Source organism: Micromonospora tulbaghiae, from assembly GCF_900091605.1.
Classification (GTDB): domain Bacteria; phylum Actinomycetota; class Actinomycetes; order Mycobacteriales; family Micromonosporaceae; genus Micromonospora; species Micromonospora tulbaghiae.
In genome coordinates this window covers 244,009-262,606 of the sequence record NZ_FMCQ01000010.1, presented here as the reverse complement: position 1 = coordinate 262,606, position 18,598 = coordinate 244,009, and the positions used below count along the sequence as shown (strand labels likewise).

19 protein-coding genes are annotated in these 18,598 nt (G+C 75.1%); 6 read left to right on the top strand and 13 right to left on the bottom strand.

Annotation, left to right across the window (positions count from 1 at the left end; translation table 11 throughout):
• Positions 1–4: 4 nt before the first annotated feature.
• Positions 5–1,405: an acyl-CoA synthetase gene (locus GA0070562_RS26520; RefSeq protein WP_091427057.1), complete on the bottom strand. Its 1,401-nt coding sequence runs from the start codon at positions 1,403–1,405 to the stop codon at positions 5–7.
• A 132-nt stretch (positions 1,406–1,537) separates the two neighbouring features.
• On the opposite strand from GA0070562_RS26520, the gene GA0070562_RS26515 reads away from it, so the two are divergent.
• Positions 1,538–2,665 carry a CaiB/BaiF CoA transferase family protein gene (locus tag GA0070562_RS26515; protein WP_091427102.1) on the top strand — a complete coding sequence of 376 codons (1,128 nt, stop codon included), beginning with the start codon at positions 1,538–1,540 and terminating at the stop codon, positions 2,663–2,665.
• A 25-nt stretch (positions 2,666–2,690) separates the two neighbouring features.
• On the opposite strand, the gene GA0070562_RS26510 is transcribed toward GA0070562_RS26515, so the two are convergent.
• Positions 2,691–3,107 (bottom strand): ASCH domain-containing protein, encoded by a 417-nt coding sequence (locus tag GA0070562_RS26510; RefSeq protein ID WP_091427056.1) that lies wholly within the window; start codon positions 3,105–3,107, stop codon positions 2,691–2,693.
• A 74-nt stretch (positions 3,108–3,181) separates the two neighbouring features.
• Positions 3,182–4,060, bottom strand: a complete 879-nt coding sequence (locus GA0070562_RS26505; RefSeq protein WP_091427055.1) for an alpha/beta hydrolase family protein — start codon at positions 4,058–4,060, stop codon at positions 3,182–3,184.
• 108 nt (positions 4,061–4,168) lie between these two features.
• On the opposite strand from GA0070562_RS26505, the gene GA0070562_RS26500 reads away from it, so the two are divergent.
• Positions 4,169–4,705: a GNAT family N-acetyltransferase gene (locus GA0070562_RS26500; protein WP_091427054.1), complete on the top strand. Its 537-nt coding sequence runs from the start codon at positions 4,169–4,171 to the stop codon at positions 4,703–4,705.
• Position 4,706: 1 nt separating this feature from the next.
• Here the strand turns inward: GA0070562_RS26500 and GA0070562_RS26495 are convergent, their stop codons facing one another.
• Positions 4,707–5,117, bottom strand: a complete 411-nt coding sequence (locus tag GA0070562_RS26495) for an MmcQ/YjbR family DNA-binding protein (RefSeq protein ID WP_091427053.1) — start codon at positions 5,115–5,117, stop codon at positions 4,707–4,709.
• A gap of 165 nt (positions 5,118–5,282) precedes the next feature.
• Here GA0070562_RS26495 and GA0070562_RS26490 point away from each other — a divergent pair, with 165 nt between their 5' ends.
• The 3 genes from GA0070562_RS26490 (at position 5,283) to GA0070562_RS26480 (ending at position 8,710) form a co-directional block, all read left to right on the top strand.
• Positions 5,283–6,398: a WD40/YVTN/BNR-like repeat-containing protein gene (locus GA0070562_RS26490; protein ID WP_091427052.1), complete on the top strand. Its 1,116-nt coding sequence runs from the start codon at positions 5,283–5,285 to the stop codon at positions 6,396–6,398.
• The gene (locus tag GA0070562_RS26485; protein ID WP_018784437.1) at positions 6,395–6,691 is read left to right on the top strand and encodes a MoaD/ThiS family protein; all 297 of its coding nucleotides are present in this window, start codon (positions 6,395–6,397) and stop codon (positions 6,689–6,691) included. Before GA0070562_RS26490 ends, GA0070562_RS26485 begins: the two co-directional genes overlap by 4 nt.
• Before the next feature lie 66 nt (positions 6,692–6,757).
• Complete coding sequence (locus GA0070562_RS26480) at positions 6,758–8,710, top strand: beta-propeller domain-containing protein (RefSeq protein ID WP_254663875.1); 1,953 nt, start codon at positions 6,758–6,760, stop codon at positions 8,708–8,710.
• Between the two features lie 51 nt (positions 8,711–8,761).
• Here the strand turns inward: GA0070562_RS26480 and GA0070562_RS26475 are convergent, their stop codons facing one another.
• From GA0070562_RS26475 to GA0070562_RS26435, 9 genes are all read right to left on the bottom strand, one after another.
• Entirely contained in the window at positions 8,762–9,376 is a 615-nt protein-coding gene (locus tag GA0070562_RS26475) for a hypothetical protein (protein ID WP_091427051.1), read from the bottom strand.
• Entirely contained in the window at positions 9,373–10,722 is a 1,350-nt protein-coding gene (locus GA0070562_RS26470; RefSeq protein WP_091427050.1) for a hypothetical protein, read from the bottom strand. The genes GA0070562_RS26475 and GA0070562_RS26470 overlap by 4 nt, the downstream gene beginning before the upstream one ends.
• A complete protein-coding gene (locus GA0070562_RS26465) occupies positions 10,722–11,516 on the bottom strand; it encodes an ABC transporter ATP-binding protein (protein WP_091427049.1) in 795 nt (264 codons plus the stop codon). The genes GA0070562_RS26470 and GA0070562_RS26465 overlap by 1 nt, the downstream gene beginning before the upstream one ends.
• A gap of 74 nt (positions 11,517–11,590) precedes the next feature.
• Positions 11,591–12,403: a cupin domain-containing protein gene (locus GA0070562_RS26460; protein ID WP_091427048.1), complete on the bottom strand. Its 813-nt coding sequence runs from the start codon at positions 12,401–12,403 to the stop codon at positions 11,591–11,593.
• Complete coding sequence (locus GA0070562_RS26455) at positions 12,400–12,984, bottom strand: RNA polymerase sigma factor (RefSeq protein ID WP_208577260.1); 585 nt, start codon at positions 12,982–12,984, stop codon at positions 12,400–12,402. The genes GA0070562_RS26460 and GA0070562_RS26455 overlap by 4 nt, the downstream gene beginning before the upstream one ends.
• Positions 12,985–13,048: 64 nt before the next feature.
• Positions 13,049–14,215 carry an SGNH/GDSL hydrolase family protein gene (locus GA0070562_RS26450; protein ID WP_091427046.1) on the bottom strand — a complete coding sequence of 389 codons (1,167 nt, stop codon included), beginning with the start codon at positions 14,213–14,215 and terminating at the stop codon, positions 13,049–13,051.
• 74 nt (positions 14,216–14,289) lie between these two features.
• On the bottom strand, positions 14,290–15,129 hold the full coding sequence (locus tag GA0070562_RS26445) for a sugar phosphate isomerase/epimerase family protein (protein WP_091427045.1): 840 nt from the start codon (positions 15,127–15,129) through the stop codon (positions 14,290–14,292).
• The gene (locus GA0070562_RS26440; RefSeq protein WP_091427044.1) at positions 15,126–16,289 is read right to left on the bottom strand and encodes a dihydrodipicolinate synthase family protein; all 1,164 of its coding nucleotides are present in this window, start codon (positions 16,287–16,289) and stop codon (positions 15,126–15,128) included. The genes GA0070562_RS26445 and GA0070562_RS26440 overlap by 4 nt, the downstream gene beginning before the upstream one ends.
• Positions 16,286–17,437: a Gfo/Idh/MocA family protein gene (locus GA0070562_RS26435; RefSeq protein ID WP_091427043.1), complete on the bottom strand. Its 1,152-nt coding sequence runs from the start codon at positions 17,435–17,437 to the stop codon at positions 16,286–16,288. Before GA0070562_RS26435 ends, GA0070562_RS26440 begins: the two co-directional genes overlap by 4 nt.
• A 102-nt stretch (positions 17,438–17,539) precedes the next feature.
• Here GA0070562_RS26435 and GA0070562_RS26430 point away from each other — a divergent pair, with 102 nt between their 5' ends.
• Positions 17,540–18,559, top strand: coding sequence for a LacI family DNA-binding transcriptional regulator (locus GA0070562_RS26430; RefSeq protein ID WP_091427042.1), 1,020 nt, complete (start codon positions 17,540–17,542; stop codon positions 18,557–18,559).
• Positions 18,560–18,598: the final 39 nt, after the last annotated feature.

The following is an 18,598-nucleotide window of genomic DNA, read 5'->3' as shown; positions in this document are numbered from 1 at the left end:
CCGCTCACACCTCGGTCAGGCGGGACTTCTGCACCTTGCCCATCGCGTTGCGGGGCAGGGCGCCGACCAGCCGCACCTGCCGGGGGCGCTTGTGCGCGGACAGGTGCCGCGCCACGAAGTCGATCAGCTCCGCCTCGGCCACGCCGTCGCCGACCACGTACGCGGTCACCTGCTGCCCCAGGTCGGGATGGGGCGTGCCGACCACCGCCGCCTCCCGCACCCCCGGGTGGGCCAGCAGCGCGTCCTCCACCTCGCCGGCCCCGATCCGGTACCCGCCGCTGGAGATCAGGTCGGTGGCGGCCCGGCCGACGATCCGGTGGGCGCCGTCCGGGCCGACCGTCGCGACGTCGCCGGTGCGGAACCAGCCGTCCGCCGTGCGGGTGGCCGCGTCGGCGTCCGGCCGGTTCAGGTAGCCGTCGAACAACGTGCCGCCGCGTACCTGGAGCTCACCCATCGCGCCGGCGGGCAGCGGGCCGCCGTGCTCGTCCACCACCCGCGTACGCACGCCGGGCAGCGGCACGCCCACCGTGCCGGGCCGCCGGGGACCGTCCGCGCGGGCGCTCACCGTCACGAGCGTCTCGGTCATCCCGTACCGCTCCAGCGGCCGGTGCCCGGTCAGCCCGGCCAGTGCCGCGAAGACCGGCTCCGGTAGCGCCGCGCTGCCGGACACCAGCAGCCGGGCGCCGCGCAGCGCCCGCGCCGCCGCCGGTTGCGCCGCGATCCGCGACCAGATCGTGGGTACGCCGAAGTACATCGAGGCGCCCGCCGCCGCGTACCGCTCGGGGTGGGGCCGTCCGACGTGGCGCAGGCGGCTGCCGACGCGCAACGGGCCGAGCACGCCGAGCACCAGTCCGTGCACGTGGAACAGCGGCAGGCCGTGTGCCAGCACGTCGTCCGGCGTCCACGCCCACGCGTCGGCGAGCCCGTCCAGGCAGGCGGCGATCGCCCGGCGGGACAGCACCGCGCCCTTCGGCGCGCCGGTGGTGCCGGAGGTGTAGAGGATCAGCGCGGTGGCCGCCGGGTCGGGCTCGGGGTGCCGGGTGTCCGAGCGCCGGGCCAGGTCCAGCGGCACGACCGGCGGAGAGGCGGCGTCGGCGTCCGGTGCGCCCGGCGCCGCCAGCAGCAGTTCCGCGCCGGAGTCGCGCAGGATGTGGTCGCGTTCCATCGGGCCGGCGTCGGGCGGCACGGGCACCACCGCCGCGCCTGCCAGCAGCCCGCCGACCACGCCGACCACCGTCTCCAGGCTCGCGGTGGCGGGCACGGCCACCCGGGCCGCGCCGCGCAGGTCGTCGGCGACCGCCGTCGCCGCCCGGCGCAGCTCCACCCAGGACAGCGACCGGTCTCCCACCCGCACCGCGCCCGGGCGGTCGTCGGTGGTCTCGGCGAGCCGGCTCAGCAGCGACACGGGCACCCCTTTCACCGGTACGTCCGCCCGGTGTGTCGGCGGATCCACCGTGACCGTAGCCGGGGCGGACACCCCGGCCCGGCGCGCCGTCAGGAATGTGTCATCGTGGTCGGCGGCGAGGGAGGGATGGGCATGTCGGGTCCGTTGCGCGGGGTGCTGGTCGCCGACTTCTCCCGGATCCTCGCCGGGCCGTACGCCACGATGCTCCTGGCCGACCTCGGCGCGGACGTGGTCAAGGTGGAGGCGCCCGGCGGCGACGACACCCGTGGCTGGCGGCCCCCGGTGCGCGACGACGTCTCCACCTACTACCTGGCGGTCAACCGCAACAAGCGCTCGCTGGTCCTCGACCTGACCGAACCCGGTGACCTGACGCTGGCGCACCGGCTGGCCGACCGGGCCGACGTGCTGATCCAGAACTTCCGTCCGGGCGCGCTGCGCCGCTTCGGCCTCGACCACGACACGGTCACCGCCCGCAACGCCCGCCTGGTCTACGCCTCGATCAGCGGCTTCGGCGCCGCCGGGGGCGCCGACCTGCCCGGGTACGACCTCATGGTGCAGGCCGCGGCCGGGCTGATGAGCCTCACCGGCGACGCGGACGGCCCGCCCTACAAGGCCGGGGTGGCCGTGTTCGACGTGATCGCCGGGCTGCACGCGGCGGTCGGGATCCTGGCCGCCCTGCGGCACCGGGAGGAGACCGGGCGCGGGCAGCACGTCACAGTGGACCTGCTGTCCTCGGCGTTGTCCGGGCTGGTCAACCACACCAGCGCGTACGTCGCGGGGGGAGCGGCGCCGCACCGGATGGGCAACGCGCACCCGAGCATCGTGCCGTACGAGCCGCTGCCCACGGCCGACGGCGAGCTGGTGGTGATCGCCGGGAACGACGGGCAGTTCCGTACCCTCTGCCGGGTGCTCGGAGTGCCGGAGCTGGCCGACGACGCGCGGTTCCGCCGCAACGCCGACCGCACCGCGCACCGCGACGAGCTGCGGCCGCTGCTGGTGGCGGCGCTGTCCCGGCGCGGCAGCGCCGAGTGGTTCGCCTTGCTGCGTGCGGTGGGCGTGCCGTGCAGCCCGATCAACTCGGTGGCCGAGGGGGTCGCGCTGGCGCAGGGGCTCGGCCTGGAGCCGGTGGTGGCGGCCGGCGGGGTGCCGGGCATCCGCAACCCGATCGGCCTGTCCGAGGCGCCGCCCCGCTACGACCTGCCGCCGCCGGGCCTCGACGAGCACGGCGCGGAACTGCGCGCCTGGCTCGCCGCCGAGTGAGCCCGGCCGCCCGCCGGGCGGCTCGTCAGAGCGTCTCGACCAGGCGGAAGCGTTCCAGCACGGCCGGGGTGTCGTCGTCCACCGTGAAACCGGGGTCGCCGAGCCAGCCGCGGTAGTCGTCGCCGTGCCAGAACCGCTCGTGGCCGGCCCGCCAGGCGGCGACCGTCTCGAACCCCTCGCCCTCGTCGCGAGCGTGGTCGAGGTCGACGTCGCCGAGGCGGGCGACGCGCACCTCGACCAGCTCGATCACCGCCACCGGCCGGCCGTCGGAGTCGATGACCGCCGAGCGGGTGCCGACTGCGGGCAGCGGCTCGCCGTCGATCTCGTAGTCCTGGACCAGACCCGTGGTGGTGGTCTTGCTCCCGTCGAGCACGGCGGCGACGAGCTGGTCGCGCAGCGGGCCGGGAAACGCGAACTCGAAGGTGGGCAGGTCGGCGTCCATGCCGCGCAGCGTAGCCGGGTCACGCGGGGCGGGCGAGCGCCTTGCGCGGCGCCCGGCCAGTCAGCCCCGGCCGCTCAGCCCGGCGGCGGCAGCGTCCGGTCGAGCCAGTCGAGCAGCACCCGCTCGTACTGCGGGCTGACGCCGTCCAGGTCCTCGCGCTCCCCGAGCGTGGGGGCGTGGTCGCAACCGGCCAGCCGGGCCACCGTCAGCTCGGCGTCGCGGGCCGCCCGCCGCCACACGGCGAGGCTGTCCTCGATCGGGATCCACGCGTCCGTCTCGCCGTAGCAGAGCAGCACCGGGCCGGTCAGCCGCGCCAGCACCGGCGCCGGGTCGTAGTCCATGTCGGTCCAGGCGCCGGGCGTGGCGGGCAGCTCGTCGGGCAGGAACGCCAGCGGGAACCAGGGGCGGCGCACGGCGACGTCCAGCTCTGCCTGCGCCACCGCGCGGGGCACGTCGCCGCGCAGGAAGTCCTCGGCGAGTGCGCGCAGCCGGGCCAGCTCAGCCACGTCGGCGGGGCCGTACCCGTTGCGGCGCAACTGCTCGGCTGTGCCGTAGCGCATCTGCCTCGCGGGGCTCACCCCACTGCACCCGACCAGGACCAGGAAGTCGACCGGGCAGCGGGTGGCGGTCAGCGCCGCCGCCCACGTGCCCTGGCTGAAACCCCAGAGCCCCACCGGGGCCGCCCCGACGTGCCGGCGCAGCTCGGCGAGCGCGGCCGACGCGTCCTCCGCCTGGTCGGCCAGCGGCACGTCGTGCCCGCCCGGCCGGGGGCGGCGGTCGTAGCGCAGCACCGCGATCCCGGCCGGAGGCAGCAGCCGGGCCAGGTGCGCGTACAGGAAGTAGGAGCGCCGCTCGGCGTGCGAGCCGTGCAACACCACGAGGCCACCGCGTACCGGCCCGGGCGGCAGGTCGAGGACCGCCGGCAGGCTCGCCGCGCCGACTGTCGTCTCCATGCCGGGCAGTGAACCACGAACCGTCCCGGCCGGTGGTCCCGGCCGTTGTCCGGAACACCCGCGTGCGTACGCTGACCAGGTACGTCGCCGCGACCGTGGAGAACCGCCATGACCAGCCCCGCACCCCGTACCGTCCGGGTCGCCCGCCCCGAGGACGTGGCAGCCCTCGTGGACCTGATCGAGTCGGCGTACCGGGGCGAGCGCAGCCGGCAGGGCTGGACCCACGAGGCGGACCTGCTGGCCGGGCAGCGCACCGACCCGGAGATGGTGGCCGCGGCGGTCACCGGCCCAGGCGGCGTGGTGCTGGTCGCCGAGCAGGGCGGCGACCTGGTGGCCTGCTGCCAGCTGGAGCGCCGCGACGACCACGTGTACTTCGGGATGTTCGCGGTGGCCCCCGGCCGGCAGGGCGGCGGCCTGGGCCGGGAGCTGCTGGCCGAGGCCGAGCGCTACGCGGCCGAGCAGTGGCACGCCGGCGAGATGCGGATGACAGTCATCGTCCAGCGCGACGACCTGATCGCCTGGTACGAGCGGCGCGGCTACGTGCGCACCGGTGAACTGAGCCCGTTCCCGTACGGCGACGAGCGCTTCGGCGTGCCGCTGCGGGCGGACCTGGCATTCGAGACGCTGCGCAAGAAGCTCGGCTGACTCAGCCCGGCCGGTCGACGAGCGCCACCAGCTTCTTCGGGGCCAGCACGCAGTAGCTCTCGGTGAGCAGCTCGGCGACCTCGGTCCAGTCCGTGTCCGCGTCCAGCCGCAGCCCGACCACGTCGGCGGCCCAGTCCGGCTTGAAGAAGTGCGGCCCGGCCGCGAGCAGCCCGGCGATCTCGTCGCCGGGGGAGCGGAACGTCATCACGCAGACCGGCTCGTCGGTCGCCGCGGACCGCGCGTACGCCGCCTGGTGGCCCGGGTCGACGGTGAGCACGTGGGCGAACGTCCGGCCACGGACGCGCCATCGCACGCCCACCCAGGCCGCTTCCTCGTAGGTCTCCGGCAGGCCGAGGCAGACCGGCCGCAGGCGGTCGAGGTGCTCGGGTGGGACGTCTCCGGGGCCGGTCATGCGCGCAGACTAGCCGCAGCCTCCGACAATCCGGCCGCACCGGCGTGGCGGCCCGCCGCCGCGCGTCCGGGACGGAAATGTCGTAGCCGGGGAGTACGACAGCGATGAGTTTCGGTGAGCCGCACGGTCATTGCGGGGAGAACCCCTCGGACGAGAGGACGAGACATGAGCGGCGTACGAGTACTTGTCGGCACGCGCAAGGGCGCGTTCATCCTGACCTCGGACGGCAAACGCGACGACTGGACCGTCGACGGGCCGCACTTCGGCGGCTGGGAGATCTACCACCTGACAGGTTCACCTGTCGAACCGGACCGGCTGTACGCGTCCCAGTCCGGCGGCTGGTTCGGGCAGCTGATCCAGCGCTCGGACGACGGCGGCCGGACCTGGGCCACTGTCGGCAACGACTTCGCCTACAGCGGCGAGGTGGGGCAGCACCTCTGGTACGACGGCACCCCGCGCCCGTGGGAGTTCAAGCGGATCTGGCACCTGGAGCCGTCCCGCCACGACCCCGACATCGTGTACGCGGGCGGCGAGGACGCCGCCCTCTACCTGTCCACCGACGGCGGTCAGAAGTGGTCCGAGCTGACCGCGCTGCGGCAGCACCCGACCGGCCCGTCCTGGCAGCCCGGCGCGGGCGGGATGTGCCTGCACACGATCATCCTCGACGCGGCCGACCGGGACCGGATCTACGTCGCGATCTCGGCGGCCGGCGCGTTCCGCAGCGACGACGGCGGCGCGAGCTGGCTGCCGATCAACAAGGGTCTGCGTTCCGGCGAGATCCCCGACGAGGACTCTGAAGTCGGGCACTGCGTGCACCGGCTCGCCCAGCACCCCTCCCGGCCGGACACGCTGTTCATGCAGAAGCACTGGGACGTCATGCGCACCGACGACGCGGGCGCCAACTGGCGGGAGGTCAGCGGCGACCTGCCGACCGACTTCGGCTTCCCGATCGCGGTGCACGCGCACGAGCCGGAGACGGTCTACGTGGTGCCGATCACCAGCGACTCGCTGCACTACCCGCCGGAGGGCAAGCTGCGCGTCTACCGCAGCCGTACCGGCGGCGAGCACTGGGAGCCGCTGACCGAAGGGCTGCCGCAGTCGCACTGCTACGTCAACGTGCTGCGCGACGCGATGGCCGTCGACACGCTCGACCCGTGCGGCATCTATTTCGGCACCACCGGCGGTCAGGTCTACCACTCGGCCGACGGCGGCGACACCTGGGCGCCGATCGTGCGGGACCTGCCGGGCGTGCTCTCGGTCGAGGTCCAGGTGCTGCCGTGATCCGGGTGGTGCTGCCGGCACACCTGAAGAACCTGGCGCACGTCACCGGCGAGGTACGCGTCGAGGTGGCCGGGCCGCCCACCCAGCGGGAGGTGCTCGACGCGCTGGAGGCCGCGTACCCGATGCTGCTCGGCACGATCCGCGACCGGCACAGCGGGAAGCGCCGGCCGTTCGTCCGCTTCTACGCCTGCGAGCTGGACCTCTCCAACGAGTCCCCGGACGACCCGTTGCCGGAGGAGGTGGTCGCCGGCAAGGAGCCGTTCATCGTGCTCGGCGCCATGGCGGGCGGTTGAGCGCCACGACCGGCGGTTGAGCGGCACGGCCGGGAACCGCGCTCGTCACCGCCACGTCTGACCGGCATGACCCGTCACGGATACCGGACGCTCGGATGCACGCTGACCGTCGCGCTGGCTCTCGCCGGCTGCACCGCGTCACCGCCGGCCGCCGACCCGCCACCCACCGGGCGGGTCGTACCGGCCGGCGGGCTGCGGCTGGTGGCGTTCGACGGCTGCGACGAGGCGCTGCGGCAGCTCCGCACAGCCGCGAAGGCGGCGGTCGGCCCGTGGGGATTCGGCGCGGACGACCTCCGGCAGTTCAGCGCGGAACGGGCGACGGCGCTCGGCGGCGTCGCCAAGGACGCGAGCGGGGCGTCCGCGGCGGGCTACTCCGGCACCAACGTGCACGAGGCCGGCGTGGACGAACCGGACCTGGTCAAGACCGACGGGAAGCGGATCGTCACGGTCACCCGGGGCGTGCTGTCAGTGGTCGACCCGGCGAGCCGCCGCGTGACCGGCCGGCTGGCGCTCGATCCCGACGCCGAGCGGTTCTCCGGCGGCGAGGCGAGCCTGCTGCTGCACGGCGACCGGGCGCTCGTGCTGCTGCGCGCCGGCCGGACCGTCAAGGGCCCCGTACCGGGCAGGCAGACCCGCCCGGGCACCACCCCGCAGGCCCGGCTGGTCCTGCTGGACCTCGCCGGACCGCCGCGCGTGGTCGGGGAGTACCGGATCGACGGCCTCCTGGTCGACGCCCGGCAGTCCGGCGCGACCGCCCGCGTGGTGATCCGGTCCGCGCCCCGGCTCGACTTCCCCTACCGGCCCGATCGCAAGACGGACGCCCAGCGGATCGCCGCCAACCGCGCGGTCATCGACAAGGCCACGCTCGACGACTGGCTGCCCCGCTACGAGATCCGCGACGACGTGCGGACCGTCGGCACCGGACGGATCGGCTGCGACCGGGTCAGCCGGCCGGCGGGCTTCTCCGGCGCGTCGATGGTGACCGTGCTCAGCTTCGACCTGGGCGCGTCCGCGCTCGGCGCCGGTGACCCGGTCACCGTGGCCGCCGACGGCGACACCGTCTACAGCAACGGCGCACGCCTCTACGTCGCCAACGACCAGCGCTGGCGGACGTGGCGTGGCGGGCCGTCCGCGGCACGCGACACCAACACCGAGATCTACCAGTTCGACACCGCGGCGGGCACGCCCCGCTTCGTCGCCGCCGGGTCCGTGCCGGGCTGGCTGATCGACCAGTACGCGCTGTCCGAGTGGGACGGTCACCTGCGCGTGGCGACCACGACGGGCGACACCTGGGGCCGGCGGACCACCTCGCAGTCCGGCGTCTACGTGCTGCGCACCGACGGCGCCACGCTGACGCGGGTCGGCGCGGTCACCGGCCTGGGCAAGGGCGAGCGGATCTTCGCGGTGCGGTTCATCGGCGGCACCGGATACGTGGTTACGTTCCGGCAGACCGACCCGCTGTACGGCGTGGACCTGCGTGACCCGGCCGCGCCCCGGGTCACCGGCGAGCTGAAGATCAACGGGTATTCGTCGTACCTGCACCCGGCCGGCGACGGCCGCCTGATCGGGGTCGGCCAGGACGCGACCGAGCAGGGACGGGTGACGGGCACGCAGGTGTCGCTGTTCGACGTGGCCGACCCGGCCCGGCCGGCACGGATCGCCCAGCACCACGTCGCGGGCGGCTGGTCCGAGGCGGAGAACGACCCGCACGCGTTCCTGTACTGGGCGCCGGAGCGCCTGGTGGTGATCCCGGTGCAGCGGCCGGGCGTGGTGACCGACCGGGCCGACAGCGTCAAGGGCACCCCGTCCCGCGGCGTGCTGGCGCTGCGTATCGGCGACAAGGGCTTCACGGTCGCCGGTGCCGTCGACCATCCGGGCGCGCTCACCGACGGCGGCGAGTGGACCCCGATCCGCCGCTCGCTGATGATCGACGGCGTGCTCTGGACGGTCTCCGACGCCGGTCTCAAGGCGACCGCCCTGTCCGGCATGACCACCCTGGCCTGGGTGCCGCTGACCTGACGCGACGGCCGGACCTCGCCGCGCCACGGGCGCGCGACGAGGTCCGGCACGTCACTGTTCCAGCGCCGCCTCGGCCGCCGCGACCTGCGGGCCGACCCGCAGCGCGTACGCGACGACGCCGCCGAGGAGGAACATCGCGGCGGTGACCGCGGCGATCCGGTTGCCCGGCTCCTGCGCCATCCACAGCGCCACCTGCCGCCAGGCCGGCCCGCCCGGCGCGGCCAGGAACGCCCCCAGGGCGGCCCAGGCGGTCGGCACCTGCCAGGCGGCCCGCGCGCCGGCCAGCGCGGCGCCGAGCCCGACCAGCCCGATCAGCCCGGCCGTGTTGCGGGCCAGCACGGCCGGCGGCCCGAAGTCGGCGCCGAGAAGCCGGGCGGCGGCCAGCATCCCGACCACCGCCGCGCCGTACGCGAGCAGGTGCCCGGCCCGGCGCGGCGGCCAGGACCACGCGGCGGTCCGCTCCAGCGCCGCGTCGGTGCCGGCGAGCGTCGGCCCGAGCGGCGCCACCGCCAGCGCGGTGGTGAGCACGGCGAGGCCGGCGGGCACCTCGGGGCGGTCGGTGAAGGCGGACCAGGCGACGGCCATCACGGCCACGGCGACCGCGGATCCGGCCAGGGCGGCGGGTAGCCGGCGGGACCGCACGTACAGCGGCAGCCAGCGGCTCACGGCGCGGCCCGCCCGGTGAGCGCCGGCATCAGGTCCGGCTCGCAGCGCGTGGCCGCGTCCCGCAGCGCGGTGACCCGCCGCAGCTGCTCCGGTGCGGGCAGCGCACGCAGTTGCCGCACCCCGGCCCGGATCTCTTCCTGCTGCTGGTCGGCGTACCGGTATCCGGTCCAGGAGTCCCACAGCCGCACCGTCTCGGTGTCCAGCAGCCAGGCCGCGACGATCGCCGGGGCGATGTCGTCGCCGCTGCGCCCGCAGCCGGACCACATGGTGCCGCCGCCCAGGGCGATGCGCTCGGCCACGTCCGCGGCCCGGCCGGTGTCCGGGTCGACCTCGAGGAGGAACTGGACGGTGCCGGGCGCGGGCCTGGGCCGGTGCCACTGCTCGCTGTCGTTGCTGCCGATGGTGTCCAGCCGCAGTTCCACCGCGCGGGTCGGCGCGCCGGGCAGCTTCGCCAGCGCGTTCAGCCCTCGGCGGGCCTCGGTGGTGACCTCGGGCAGCAGGTGCGCGTTGACTGCCGTGACGCACACCTGTGGCGCGCCGTCGGCGCAGACGTAGCGGCGCGCTCCCGCGTCGAGCTGCCAGATCCCGGCCGGGCCGGGCACGCCGATCAGCACGAGACCCGCAACGCCGCCGGCCAGCCCCGCGAGCGCGCCGGCCCGGGTCAGCCACGACCCGCCCGCCGCCAGTAGCAGGCCGGCGAGGACCAGGCCGGCCCCCAGCGCCAGCCGGCTCAGCAGCAGCCGGTCCGACAGCGTCTCCCACGGCGTGTCCGGCGGCCAGTTGATCATGAGAGACACGTTCGACACCTTGCTGTCCCCACCGACGAGCATGGACGTGCCCTCCTGCGCGACCAGCGCGGCGGCGGCCAGCAGCGGGGGCAGCAGCGGTGAGGACCACAGGCGGCCGACGGCCGTGCCGCACCAGGCCGCGCCGACGAGCACCAGCACGTCGACCAGGGGCCCGGCGAGCCCGCGTACGCCGAGGTAGGCGCCGCCGGTGGCGATCAGTGCCGCGCCGCCGGCGAGCACGAGCAGGTGCGCGGCCCCGACGGCGACGCCGAGCGCGGTCATCGCCGGCAGCGCGCGCTGCCAGCGGGGCCGGCCGGTGCTGTTCATCAGCTCGTCGGCGCGGGTGCGCCGGTCCCGACGGCCGAGCACCGCGCCGCCGGCCAGCGCGAGGGGCATCAGGAAGAACACGGCGGAGGAGTGCACGTAGCCCAGCCGCAGCCACTGTCCCTGCCAGAAGCTGTACATACTGGCGACGCCGAGGATCCCGATGGCGAGGAGCAGCGCCGCCACGGCCGGGGCGTTGGAGCGGCGCAGTTCGACGCGTACCTGTCGGATCATCACGCGCCCCGGTGCTGCTTGAGGAGGTACGAGTAGCCGCGCTCGGCGGCGCTGTCGCCGACGCCGCCGGTCTCGCCGTGGCGGACCAGGTCGGCGGGCAGGCCCTGGAACACACGGGCGCCGTTGTCCATCAGGATCACGTCGGAGCAGGCCGCCACCACGTCCTCCACCAGGTGGGTGGAGACCAGCACGCAGGCGTCCGCGCCGAGTTCGCGGATCAGCTCGCGGAACTCGACGCGCTGTTCCGGGTCCAGGCCGACGGTCGGCTCGTCGAGCAGCAGCAGCTCCGGTTCGTTCACGATCGCCTGGGCGATGCCGGCCCGGCGCAGCATGCCGCCGGACAGCGACTTGAGCTTGGCGTCGGCCCGGTCGGTGAGGCGTACCCGGTCGATGGCCCGCTGGGCGGCGGCCGGCACCGCGGAGGCGGGCATCTCCCGCAGCCAGGCCACGTACTCGACGTACTCCCGCACGGTGAACCGGGGGTAGTAGCCGAACTGCTGGGGCAGGTAGCCGAGGCGGCGGCGCACCGGGCGCAGCTCACGGGTGGTGGCGGCGTCCGCGCCGAGCAGCCGCAGCACACCGGCGTGCGGCTTGACCACAGTGGCGAGGGCGCGCATCAGCGTGCTCTTGCCGGCGCCGTTCGGGCCGAGCAGCCCGTGCACGCCGCTGCCGAGCGTCAGGCCGAGGTTGTCGACGGCCAGGTGGCGGCCGGCCTTCACCGACAGTCCCACCGCCTCGATCCGCCAGGCGTGCCGGGTCGGCGCCACCTCGTCGGCGCTCACTGCGCGTACCAATGTCGTCTCCTTCTCGGGGCAGGGTGGTCCGCGGCGCCGGCGGGGCGCCGTGGCGTGGTTCCGGGGGGCCGGCGTCAGCCGGCGGGCCGCCGCAGGTGTTCGGCGCGCAGCGCGGTCAGCACTGTGAGCACGACGGCGGCCGTCGCCCAGGCGGGCATGGTGGCGGGCCGGAGCAGGGCCTCGGTCGCGGCGGCGGCGCGTGCCGATTCGGCGCCGCCGGTGAACGACACGGCCGCGACCGCCGCGAGCCAGCCGCCGCCGAGGACGGCGGCCGCGAGCGGCACGCCGACGCGGCTGCCGAGCAGCAGCGTCGCCGCGGTGAACGTCAGGCAGGGCAGCAGCCACAGCGCGGGGTTGCGGCCGACCGCCAGGCCGGCCACCGCGAGCACCGGCGCGACCAGGAGCAGAACCGCGAGGGTACGGCGCAGCAGCAGTTCCAGCCCGGCGCGGGCGGTGCCGGCGACCACCTCCCAGTTCGGGTTGGCGCGTCGCGACCAGGCCACCGCGAGCCCGGCCAGCGGCGCCACCGGCGCGAGCAGCAGCACCGCCGACGGCTGGTCCGGGTAGTTGCGGTCCAGCAGCACCGCGGCGAGGATCGCCGTGCAGGTCATGGCCGCCCAGGCCAGCAGCGACCAGTCGGTCCAGCGCAGCCACCACCGCCGCAGCGGGCGCCTGCGCACCGGTCGTGGCCCGGTGCGGGCCTGTTCCAGGATCGCCTCCCGGGCGTCGCCGAGCAGGGCGCGCAGCGGCGGGGTGGCCAGCTCGCCGAGCCGGTCGCGGCACTCCGCGCAGCCCTCCAGGTGCACCTCGATCGTCCAGGCGGCGGCGTCGTCGGGGCTGCCCGAGGCGTACGCGGCCAGGGCCGACGGGGGAACGTGAGCGGTCATGCCAGTGCCTCCCGTAGCGCGTTGCGGGCACGCCGCGCCCGGCTCTTCACGGTGCCTTCGGGCACCCCCAACAGGACGGAGGTCTCGCGGACGGTCAGGCCGTCCAGGACCATGGCGGCCAGCACCGCCCGCAGCTCCGGTGCGAGGGCGTCCAGCGCGGTGCCCACCTCCGAGCCGAACGACCCGGCGAGCGCCTCGTCCTCGGCGGCCGGCGCGCTGCGTACCGGCAGCACGTCGGTCGGCACCTCCTGCACGCGGGCGCGGCGGCGCAGCGCGTCGACCAGGCGCCGGGCCGCGATGGTCCAGATCCAGCCGGCGGCCGAGCCACCGGGCGCGTCCGCGCCACCGGAGGGCCGGATCCCGCTGAACGAGCCGGCGGCCCGCCACACCGTCAGGTACGTGTCCTGGAGGACCTCGGCGACGATGCCGTCGTCGGCGCAGCGCCGCCGAAGCCGGATCGCGAGCCACGGCGACGTACGCCGGTACAGCTCGTCGAACGCGTCCAGGTCGGCGCGTGCGACCCGCCGCAGCAGCCGCTCCTCGTCCTGTTGGCTTCCTCCCACGCCTAGATGGTCGTTCACGGCGCCTCCGACGGATCACGGCGCGGCGTGACCTGGGTCACACCGTGCCGTGGGTGGGTGTCCGTCACTCCGGTGCGGCGAACGGTCCCTTCGGTCCGAACGCCAGCGCGGCGAACCGCTCGCCGATGCGGCGGTCGGCGGCCGGGTCGGGGTGCAGCTCGTCGGGCAGCGGCAGTTCGGCGTAGTCGGCCTCGCCGTACAGCTCCAGCCCGTCGAGGTAGTGCAGGTTCGGGTCCGCGGCGGCCCGGGACGCCACGATCCGCGCCAGCTCGGCGCGGATGACGCGCAGCGTGAGCCGACCGGCGGTCACCTGGGCCGGGTCGCCGGTGGCCCGGAACCGCATCCGCCCGTCGACGAACTCGACCGCGCCCGGGCCGGGCGTGTCCTCCTGGATCGGGCACAGGATCGACGACACGACCAGCAGCGGGGTCTGCGTATGCCCCTCCCGGATGGTGTCCAGGAAGCCGTGCACGGCGGGGCCGAACGCGCGCAACCGCATCAGGTCGCTGTTCACCACGTTGATGCCGATCTTGACGCTGATCAGGTCGGCCGGGGTGTCGCGCATCGCGCGGGCGGTGAACGGGTCGAGCAGCGCGCTGCCGCTGAACCCGAGGTTGACCAGCTCCACGCCGGCGAGCGTGGCGGCGATCGCGGGCCAGGTGCCGGTGGGGCTCTCCGCGTCCGAGCCGTGGCTGATCGAGCTGCCGTGGTGCAGCCACACCCGGCGTCCGTCCGTGTCGGCCGGCTCGACCGGCGCGTCCGTGCGCAGCGCCACCAGTTCGGTAATCTCCCGGTGCGGCAGCCAGATCACCACCTCCTTGTCGGTGGCGGGCAGGTCGGTGAAGCGCACCGTGGCGACCGGGCCCGCCTCGACGCCGGACGTGCCGGTGGCGAGGTCGATGGTGAGCACCCTGCCGCCGTCGGCGGTGGCCTGGCCGGCGAGGCGGCCGTCGACGACCAGGTCGTAGCGGCCGTCGGGACGCGGCCCGGTGCCCCGGTAGACCATCTTCGTGGGCAGCACGTCCAGCTCGACTGTGGTGGCGCGGGTACGGAACACCAGCCGTACGCCCGAGGGCATCGCCTCCGCCGTCATCAGCTGCGGGTCGACGTTCTGCGCCCGGGCCCACGCGGGCAGCCGGTGCGGCAGCACCCCGTCCGCTGTGTGTTCCAGGTCGAGCGCGCCGCGAAGCAGGTCGGTGGTGATCGGGGTGGTGATGTGCCGGGATGCCATGATCCCGATCCTGCCCCCGGAGCCGGGGGAGCGGCCACCTGATTTATCCGACAGGCCGGACTCGTCACGCCGGTTCAGCCGGTCAGCACCCGCTCCACGTACCGGGCGGTCATGGTGGCGAGCACCTGGTCCGGGTCGGTGGCCCACACCTCGGCGTTGAAGATCTCCACCTCGACGTCGCCTGAGTACCCGGCGGCCTCCACGGCGCGGCGCAGCGGCGGGAAGTCGATGTGCCCGTCGCCCATCATGCCGCGGCCGAGCAGCACGTCGGCCGGCAGCGGGGTGAGGAAGTCGCACACCTGGAAGCTCGCGATCCGCGTTCCGGCGCGGGCGATCTGCCGCCACACGTCCGGATCCCACCAGACGTGGAACGTGTCCACCACGACGCCCACCTGCTCGGCCGGAAACGCCTCGGCCAGGTCGAGCGCCTGCCCGAGCGTGGACAGCACCGCCCGGTCGGCGCAGTACATCGGGTGCAGCGGCTCCAGCGCGAGGCGTACCCCGCGCTCGGCGGCGTACGGCGCCAGCTCGGCCAGCGCGTCCGCGACCCGCCGCCGGGCACCCGCCAGGTCGCGGGAACCGGGCGGCAGGCCGCCGACGACCAGCACCAGGCAGGCGGCGCGCAGCGCGGCGGCCTCGTCGATGGCGCGCCGGTTGTCAGCGAGGGCCTCGATTCGTCCGGCCTCGTCGGCGGCGGTGAGGAACCCGCCCCGGCACAGCGACGACACCCGCAGCCCGGCGTCCGCGACGAGCCGCGCCGCGGCCGGTACGCCGATCTCGGCCACCGGTTCGCGCCACAGCCCGATCGCCGGGATGCCGGCGCGCACACACCCGTCGACCGCCTCCGCCACGGACCAGCGCCGCGTGGTGCGCTGGTTGAGCGACAGCCGGGCCAGCCGGGTGTCGGCGGTCATCCGGCCACGCCCGCGACGTCGAGGTACGCGCGCATCCGCCGCGCCGCCAGTTCCGGGTCGCACAGCAGCCCGGCCGCCTCGGCCAGCCGGAACGCCTCGACCAGGTGCGGTACGCCGCGCCCGCCGTGCAGGCCGCCGACCATGGTGAAGCCGGGCTGCCGCCCGTTCAGCCAGGACAGGAACGCGATGCCGGTCTTGTAGTACGGCGTGGGCGGGGCGAACAGGTGCCGGGACAGCGGCACCGTCGGGTCCAGGATCGCGCGGAACCCGGCCCTGTCGTCCGCGTCGAGGCGTCCCAGCGCTGCCGACGCGGCCGGGGCGATCGCCGCGAACGCGCCGAGCAGCGCATGGCTGAACCGCTTCCCGTCGCCCTCGATCAGCTCCGGGTAGTGGTAGTCGTCGCCGGTGTAGACCTTCACGGCCGGCGGCAGCAGCTCCCGCAGCCGCACCTCCCGGCCCGCGTCGAGCAGCGACACCTTCACCCCGTCGACCAGGCCGGCGTGGGCGTGCACCAGCGCGGCGAACGTCGCGGTGGCCTCGTCCAGGTCGGTCGAGCCCCAGTAGCCGGACAGCGCCGGGTCGAACATGTCGCCGAGCCAGTGCAGCACCACCGGCGCGCCTGCCTCCCGCAGCACCCGTTCGTAGACGCGCAGGTAGTCACCGGGGCCGGTGGCGAGCGCGGCGAGGTGCCGGCTGGCCATCAGCACCGGCGTGGCGCCGCACTCCTGGACGACGGTGATCTGCTCGGCGTACGCGGCGACGACCTCGTCGAGCGTGCCCGGCGTGCCGGTGAGCTGGTCGGTGCCGGCCCCGGCGACGATGCGACCGCCGCAGGCGGCGGCCTCGGCGGCGCTGCGCCGGATCAGCTCGCGGGTGGCCGCCCAGTCCAGCCCCATCCCGCGCTGCGCGGTGTCCATCGCCTCGGCCACACCGAGGCCCCACGACCACAGGTCGCGCCGCACCGCGAGCGTCGCGTCCCAGTCCAGGCGCGCCGGGCGGCCGGGGGAGTTGTCGGCGTACGGGTCGGCGACGACGTGCGCCGCCGCGTACGCGATCCGGCCGGCCGGCGGCCCGGACGGCCTTTGCCACGCGGGCGGTTCGCGCAGCGTCAGCTTCTCGGTGCCGCCGCCCGACGCCGGCAGCGTGATGCGCGTGCTCACCGGGGGATCTCCTCGATCTGCACCCGCCGTCCCTCCCGCGCCGAGCGCAGCCCGGCCTCGGCCAGTTGCACGCCCCGGGCTCCGGCCAGGAAGTCCCACGGGAACGGCTCGTCGTCGACGACGTGGCGCAGGAACGCCTCCCACTGCACCTTGAACGCGTTGTCGTGCTCGCCGTTGTCCGGCACTGTCTGCCACTGCGCGCGGAACGGCTCGGTGACCGGCAGGTCGGGGTTCCACACCGGCATCGGGGTGGCGCCCCGGTGCTGGATGCGGCAGTCGCGCAGCCCGGCCACAGCGCTGCCGTGCGTGCCGTCGACCTGGAACTCGACCAGCTCGTCCCGGTGCACGCGGACCGCCCAGGAGGAGTTGATCTGCGCGACGATGCCGCCGGCCAGCTCGAAGATGCCGTACGCGGCGTCGTCGGCGGTGGCCCGGTAGCCGGCGCCGGTCTCGTCCACGCGCTCGGGGACGTGCGTGGCGGTGACGGCGGTGACGGCGGTGACCGGGGCGATGATCTGCTCCAGCACATAGTGCCAGTGCGGGAACATGTCCAGCGTGATGCCGCCGCCGTCCTCGGCGCGGTAGTTCCAGCTCGGGCGCTGCGCGGCCTGCCAGTCGCCCTCGAACACCCAGTAGCCGAACTCGCCGCGCACGGACAGGATCCGGCCGAAGAAGCCGCCGTCCACGAGCCGCTTGAGTTTGCGCAGGCCGGGCAGGAACAGCTTGTCCTGCACGACGCCGTTGCGGACGCCCTTGGCGGCGGCGAGCCGGGCCAGCTCCAGCGAGGCGAGGAACCCCTCGGCGAGCGGCTTCTCGGTGTAGACATGCTTGCCGGCCTCGATCGCCGCCCGGATCGCCTTCTCCCGCGCGGTGGTCACCTGCGCGTCGAAGTAGATCTGGTGGGCGTCGTCGGCGAGCGCCGCGTCCAGGTCGGTCGTGTACGCCGGCAGCCCGTGCCGCTCGGCGATCTCGGCGAGCCGGTTCTGGTCGCGGCCGACCAGGGTCAGCTCGGGCCAGATGCGGCTGCCGTCGCGGGCCGGCACGCCGCCCTGTTCGCGGATGGCGAGCAGGGACCGGACCAGGTGCTGCCGGTAGCCCATCCGGCCGGTGACGCCGTTGAGAATGATGCCGACGGACGTGCGTTCCACTGTGCCTCCCGGCCGTGAATGCGCTTTCAGTAAGCGCTTTCAGGGTGCTACCGTAGCCACGCCGGAACACCGGGTCAAGACGTTCCGCAGGGAGACGCATCGATGTCGCACGTGACGCTGGAAGACGTGGCCCGGGCGGCCGACGTATCCCTGGCCACCGCCTCCCGGGCACTCAACGGGCGGCGCGTCACCCCGCACCTGCACGACCGCGTCCTGGCCGCCGCCGCGCGGCTCGCGTACACCCCGAACGCCCACGCCCGCGCGCTGGCCGGCGCGTCGCGCCGCAGCGTCGGCGTCGTCTGCCACGACGTCACCGACCCCTACTTCGCCGCCGTCGCCGGCGGCGTCATGCGCGTCGCCGCCGACAACGACCTGCTGGTCATGCTGGCCAGCACGTTCCGCGACCCGGAACGCGAGATCGCGTACGTCTCGATGCTGCGCGCCGAACGCGCACCGGCGATCCTGCTCATCGGCTCCGGATTCGAGGACCCCCGTTGGGAACGGGCCATGGCCGCCGAGTTGGCGCCCTACCTCGACGGCGGCGGCCGGGTCGCGGTGGTCAGCCGGCACCGCACCCTGAAGGTCGACAGCGTCCTGCCGGAGAACCGGGCCGGCGCCGCCGAGCTGGCCCGCGCGCTGCTCGGCCTGGGGCACCGCCGCTTCGCGGTGCTCTCCGGCCCGCCCGAGCTGACCACAGTCGCCGACCGGCTCGGCGGCTTCCGCGACGAGCTGACCGCCGCCGGTGTGGCGCTCGGCCCGGGCGCGGTGGCCGAGGCGGCCTTCACCCGCGACGGCGGCTACCGGGCGATGACCGAGCTGCTCGACCGCGGGCTCGACGCCACCTGCGTGTTCGCGTGCACCGACGTGATGGCCGTCGGCGCGTACGCGGCGCTGCGCGACCGCGGGCTGTCGGTGCCCGGCGACGTCTCGGTCGCCGGCTTCGACGACATCCCGGTCGTACGCGACCTCACCCCGCCGCTGACCACAGTGGCGCTGCCGCTGCACCGGCTCGGCGAGGAGGCGATGAACCTGGCCCTGACCGAGAACACCGGCCGCCGCCGCCGGATCGTGCGCCTGCCCGGCGAGGTCGTGATGCGGGCCAGCACGGCGCCCGTCGCCTGAACCCGGCCGGTAGGGTGCCGTCATGACCGTGGACGCCAC

Coding starts and splice junctions, on each gene's coding strand:
- GA0070562_RS26515 (WP_091427102.1), top strand. CDS start 1,538: ATGTCGGGTCCGTTGCGCGGGGTGCTGGTCGCCGACTTCTCCCGGATC.
- GA0070562_RS26510 (WP_091427056.1), bottom strand. CDS start 3,107: ATGGACGCCGACCTGCCCACCTTCGAGTTCGCGTTTCCCGGCCCGCTG.
- GA0070562_RS26505 (WP_091427055.1), bottom strand. CDS start 4,060: ATGGAGACGACAGTCGGCGCGGCGAGCCTGCCGGCGGTCCTCGACCTG.
- GA0070562_RS26500 (WP_091427054.1), top strand. CDS start 4,169: ATGACCAGCCCCGCACCCCGTACCGTCCGGGTCGCCCGCCCCGAGGAC.
- GA0070562_RS26495 (WP_091427053.1), bottom strand. CDS start 5,117: ATGACCGGCCCCGGAGACGTCCCACCCGAGCACCTCGACCGCCTGCGG.
- GA0070562_RS26490 (WP_091427052.1), top strand. CDS start 5,283: ATGAGCGGCGTACGAGTACTTGTCGGCACGCGCAAGGGCGCGTTCATC.
- GA0070562_RS26480 (WP_254663875.1), top strand. CDS start 6,758: ATGACCCGTCACGGATACCGGACGCTCGGATGCACGCTGACCGTCGCG.
- GA0070562_RS26470 (WP_091427050.1), bottom strand. CDS start 10,722: ATGATCCGACAGGTACGCGTCGAACTGCGCCGCTCCAACGCCCCGGCC.
- GA0070562_RS26460 (WP_091427048.1), bottom strand. CDS start 12,403: ATGACCGCTCACGTTCCCCCGTCGGCCCTGGCCGCGTACGCCTCGGGC.
- GA0070562_RS26450 (WP_091427046.1), bottom strand. CDS start 14,215: ATGGCATCCCGGCACATCACCACCCCGATCACCACCGACCTGCTTCGC.
- GA0070562_RS26445 (WP_091427045.1), bottom strand. CDS start 15,129: ATGACCGCCGACACCCGGCTGGCCCGGCTGTCGCTCAACCAGCGCACC.
- GA0070562_RS26430 (WP_091427042.1), top strand. CDS start 17,540: ATGTCGCACGTGACGCTGGAAGACGTGGCCCGGGCGGCCGACGTATCC.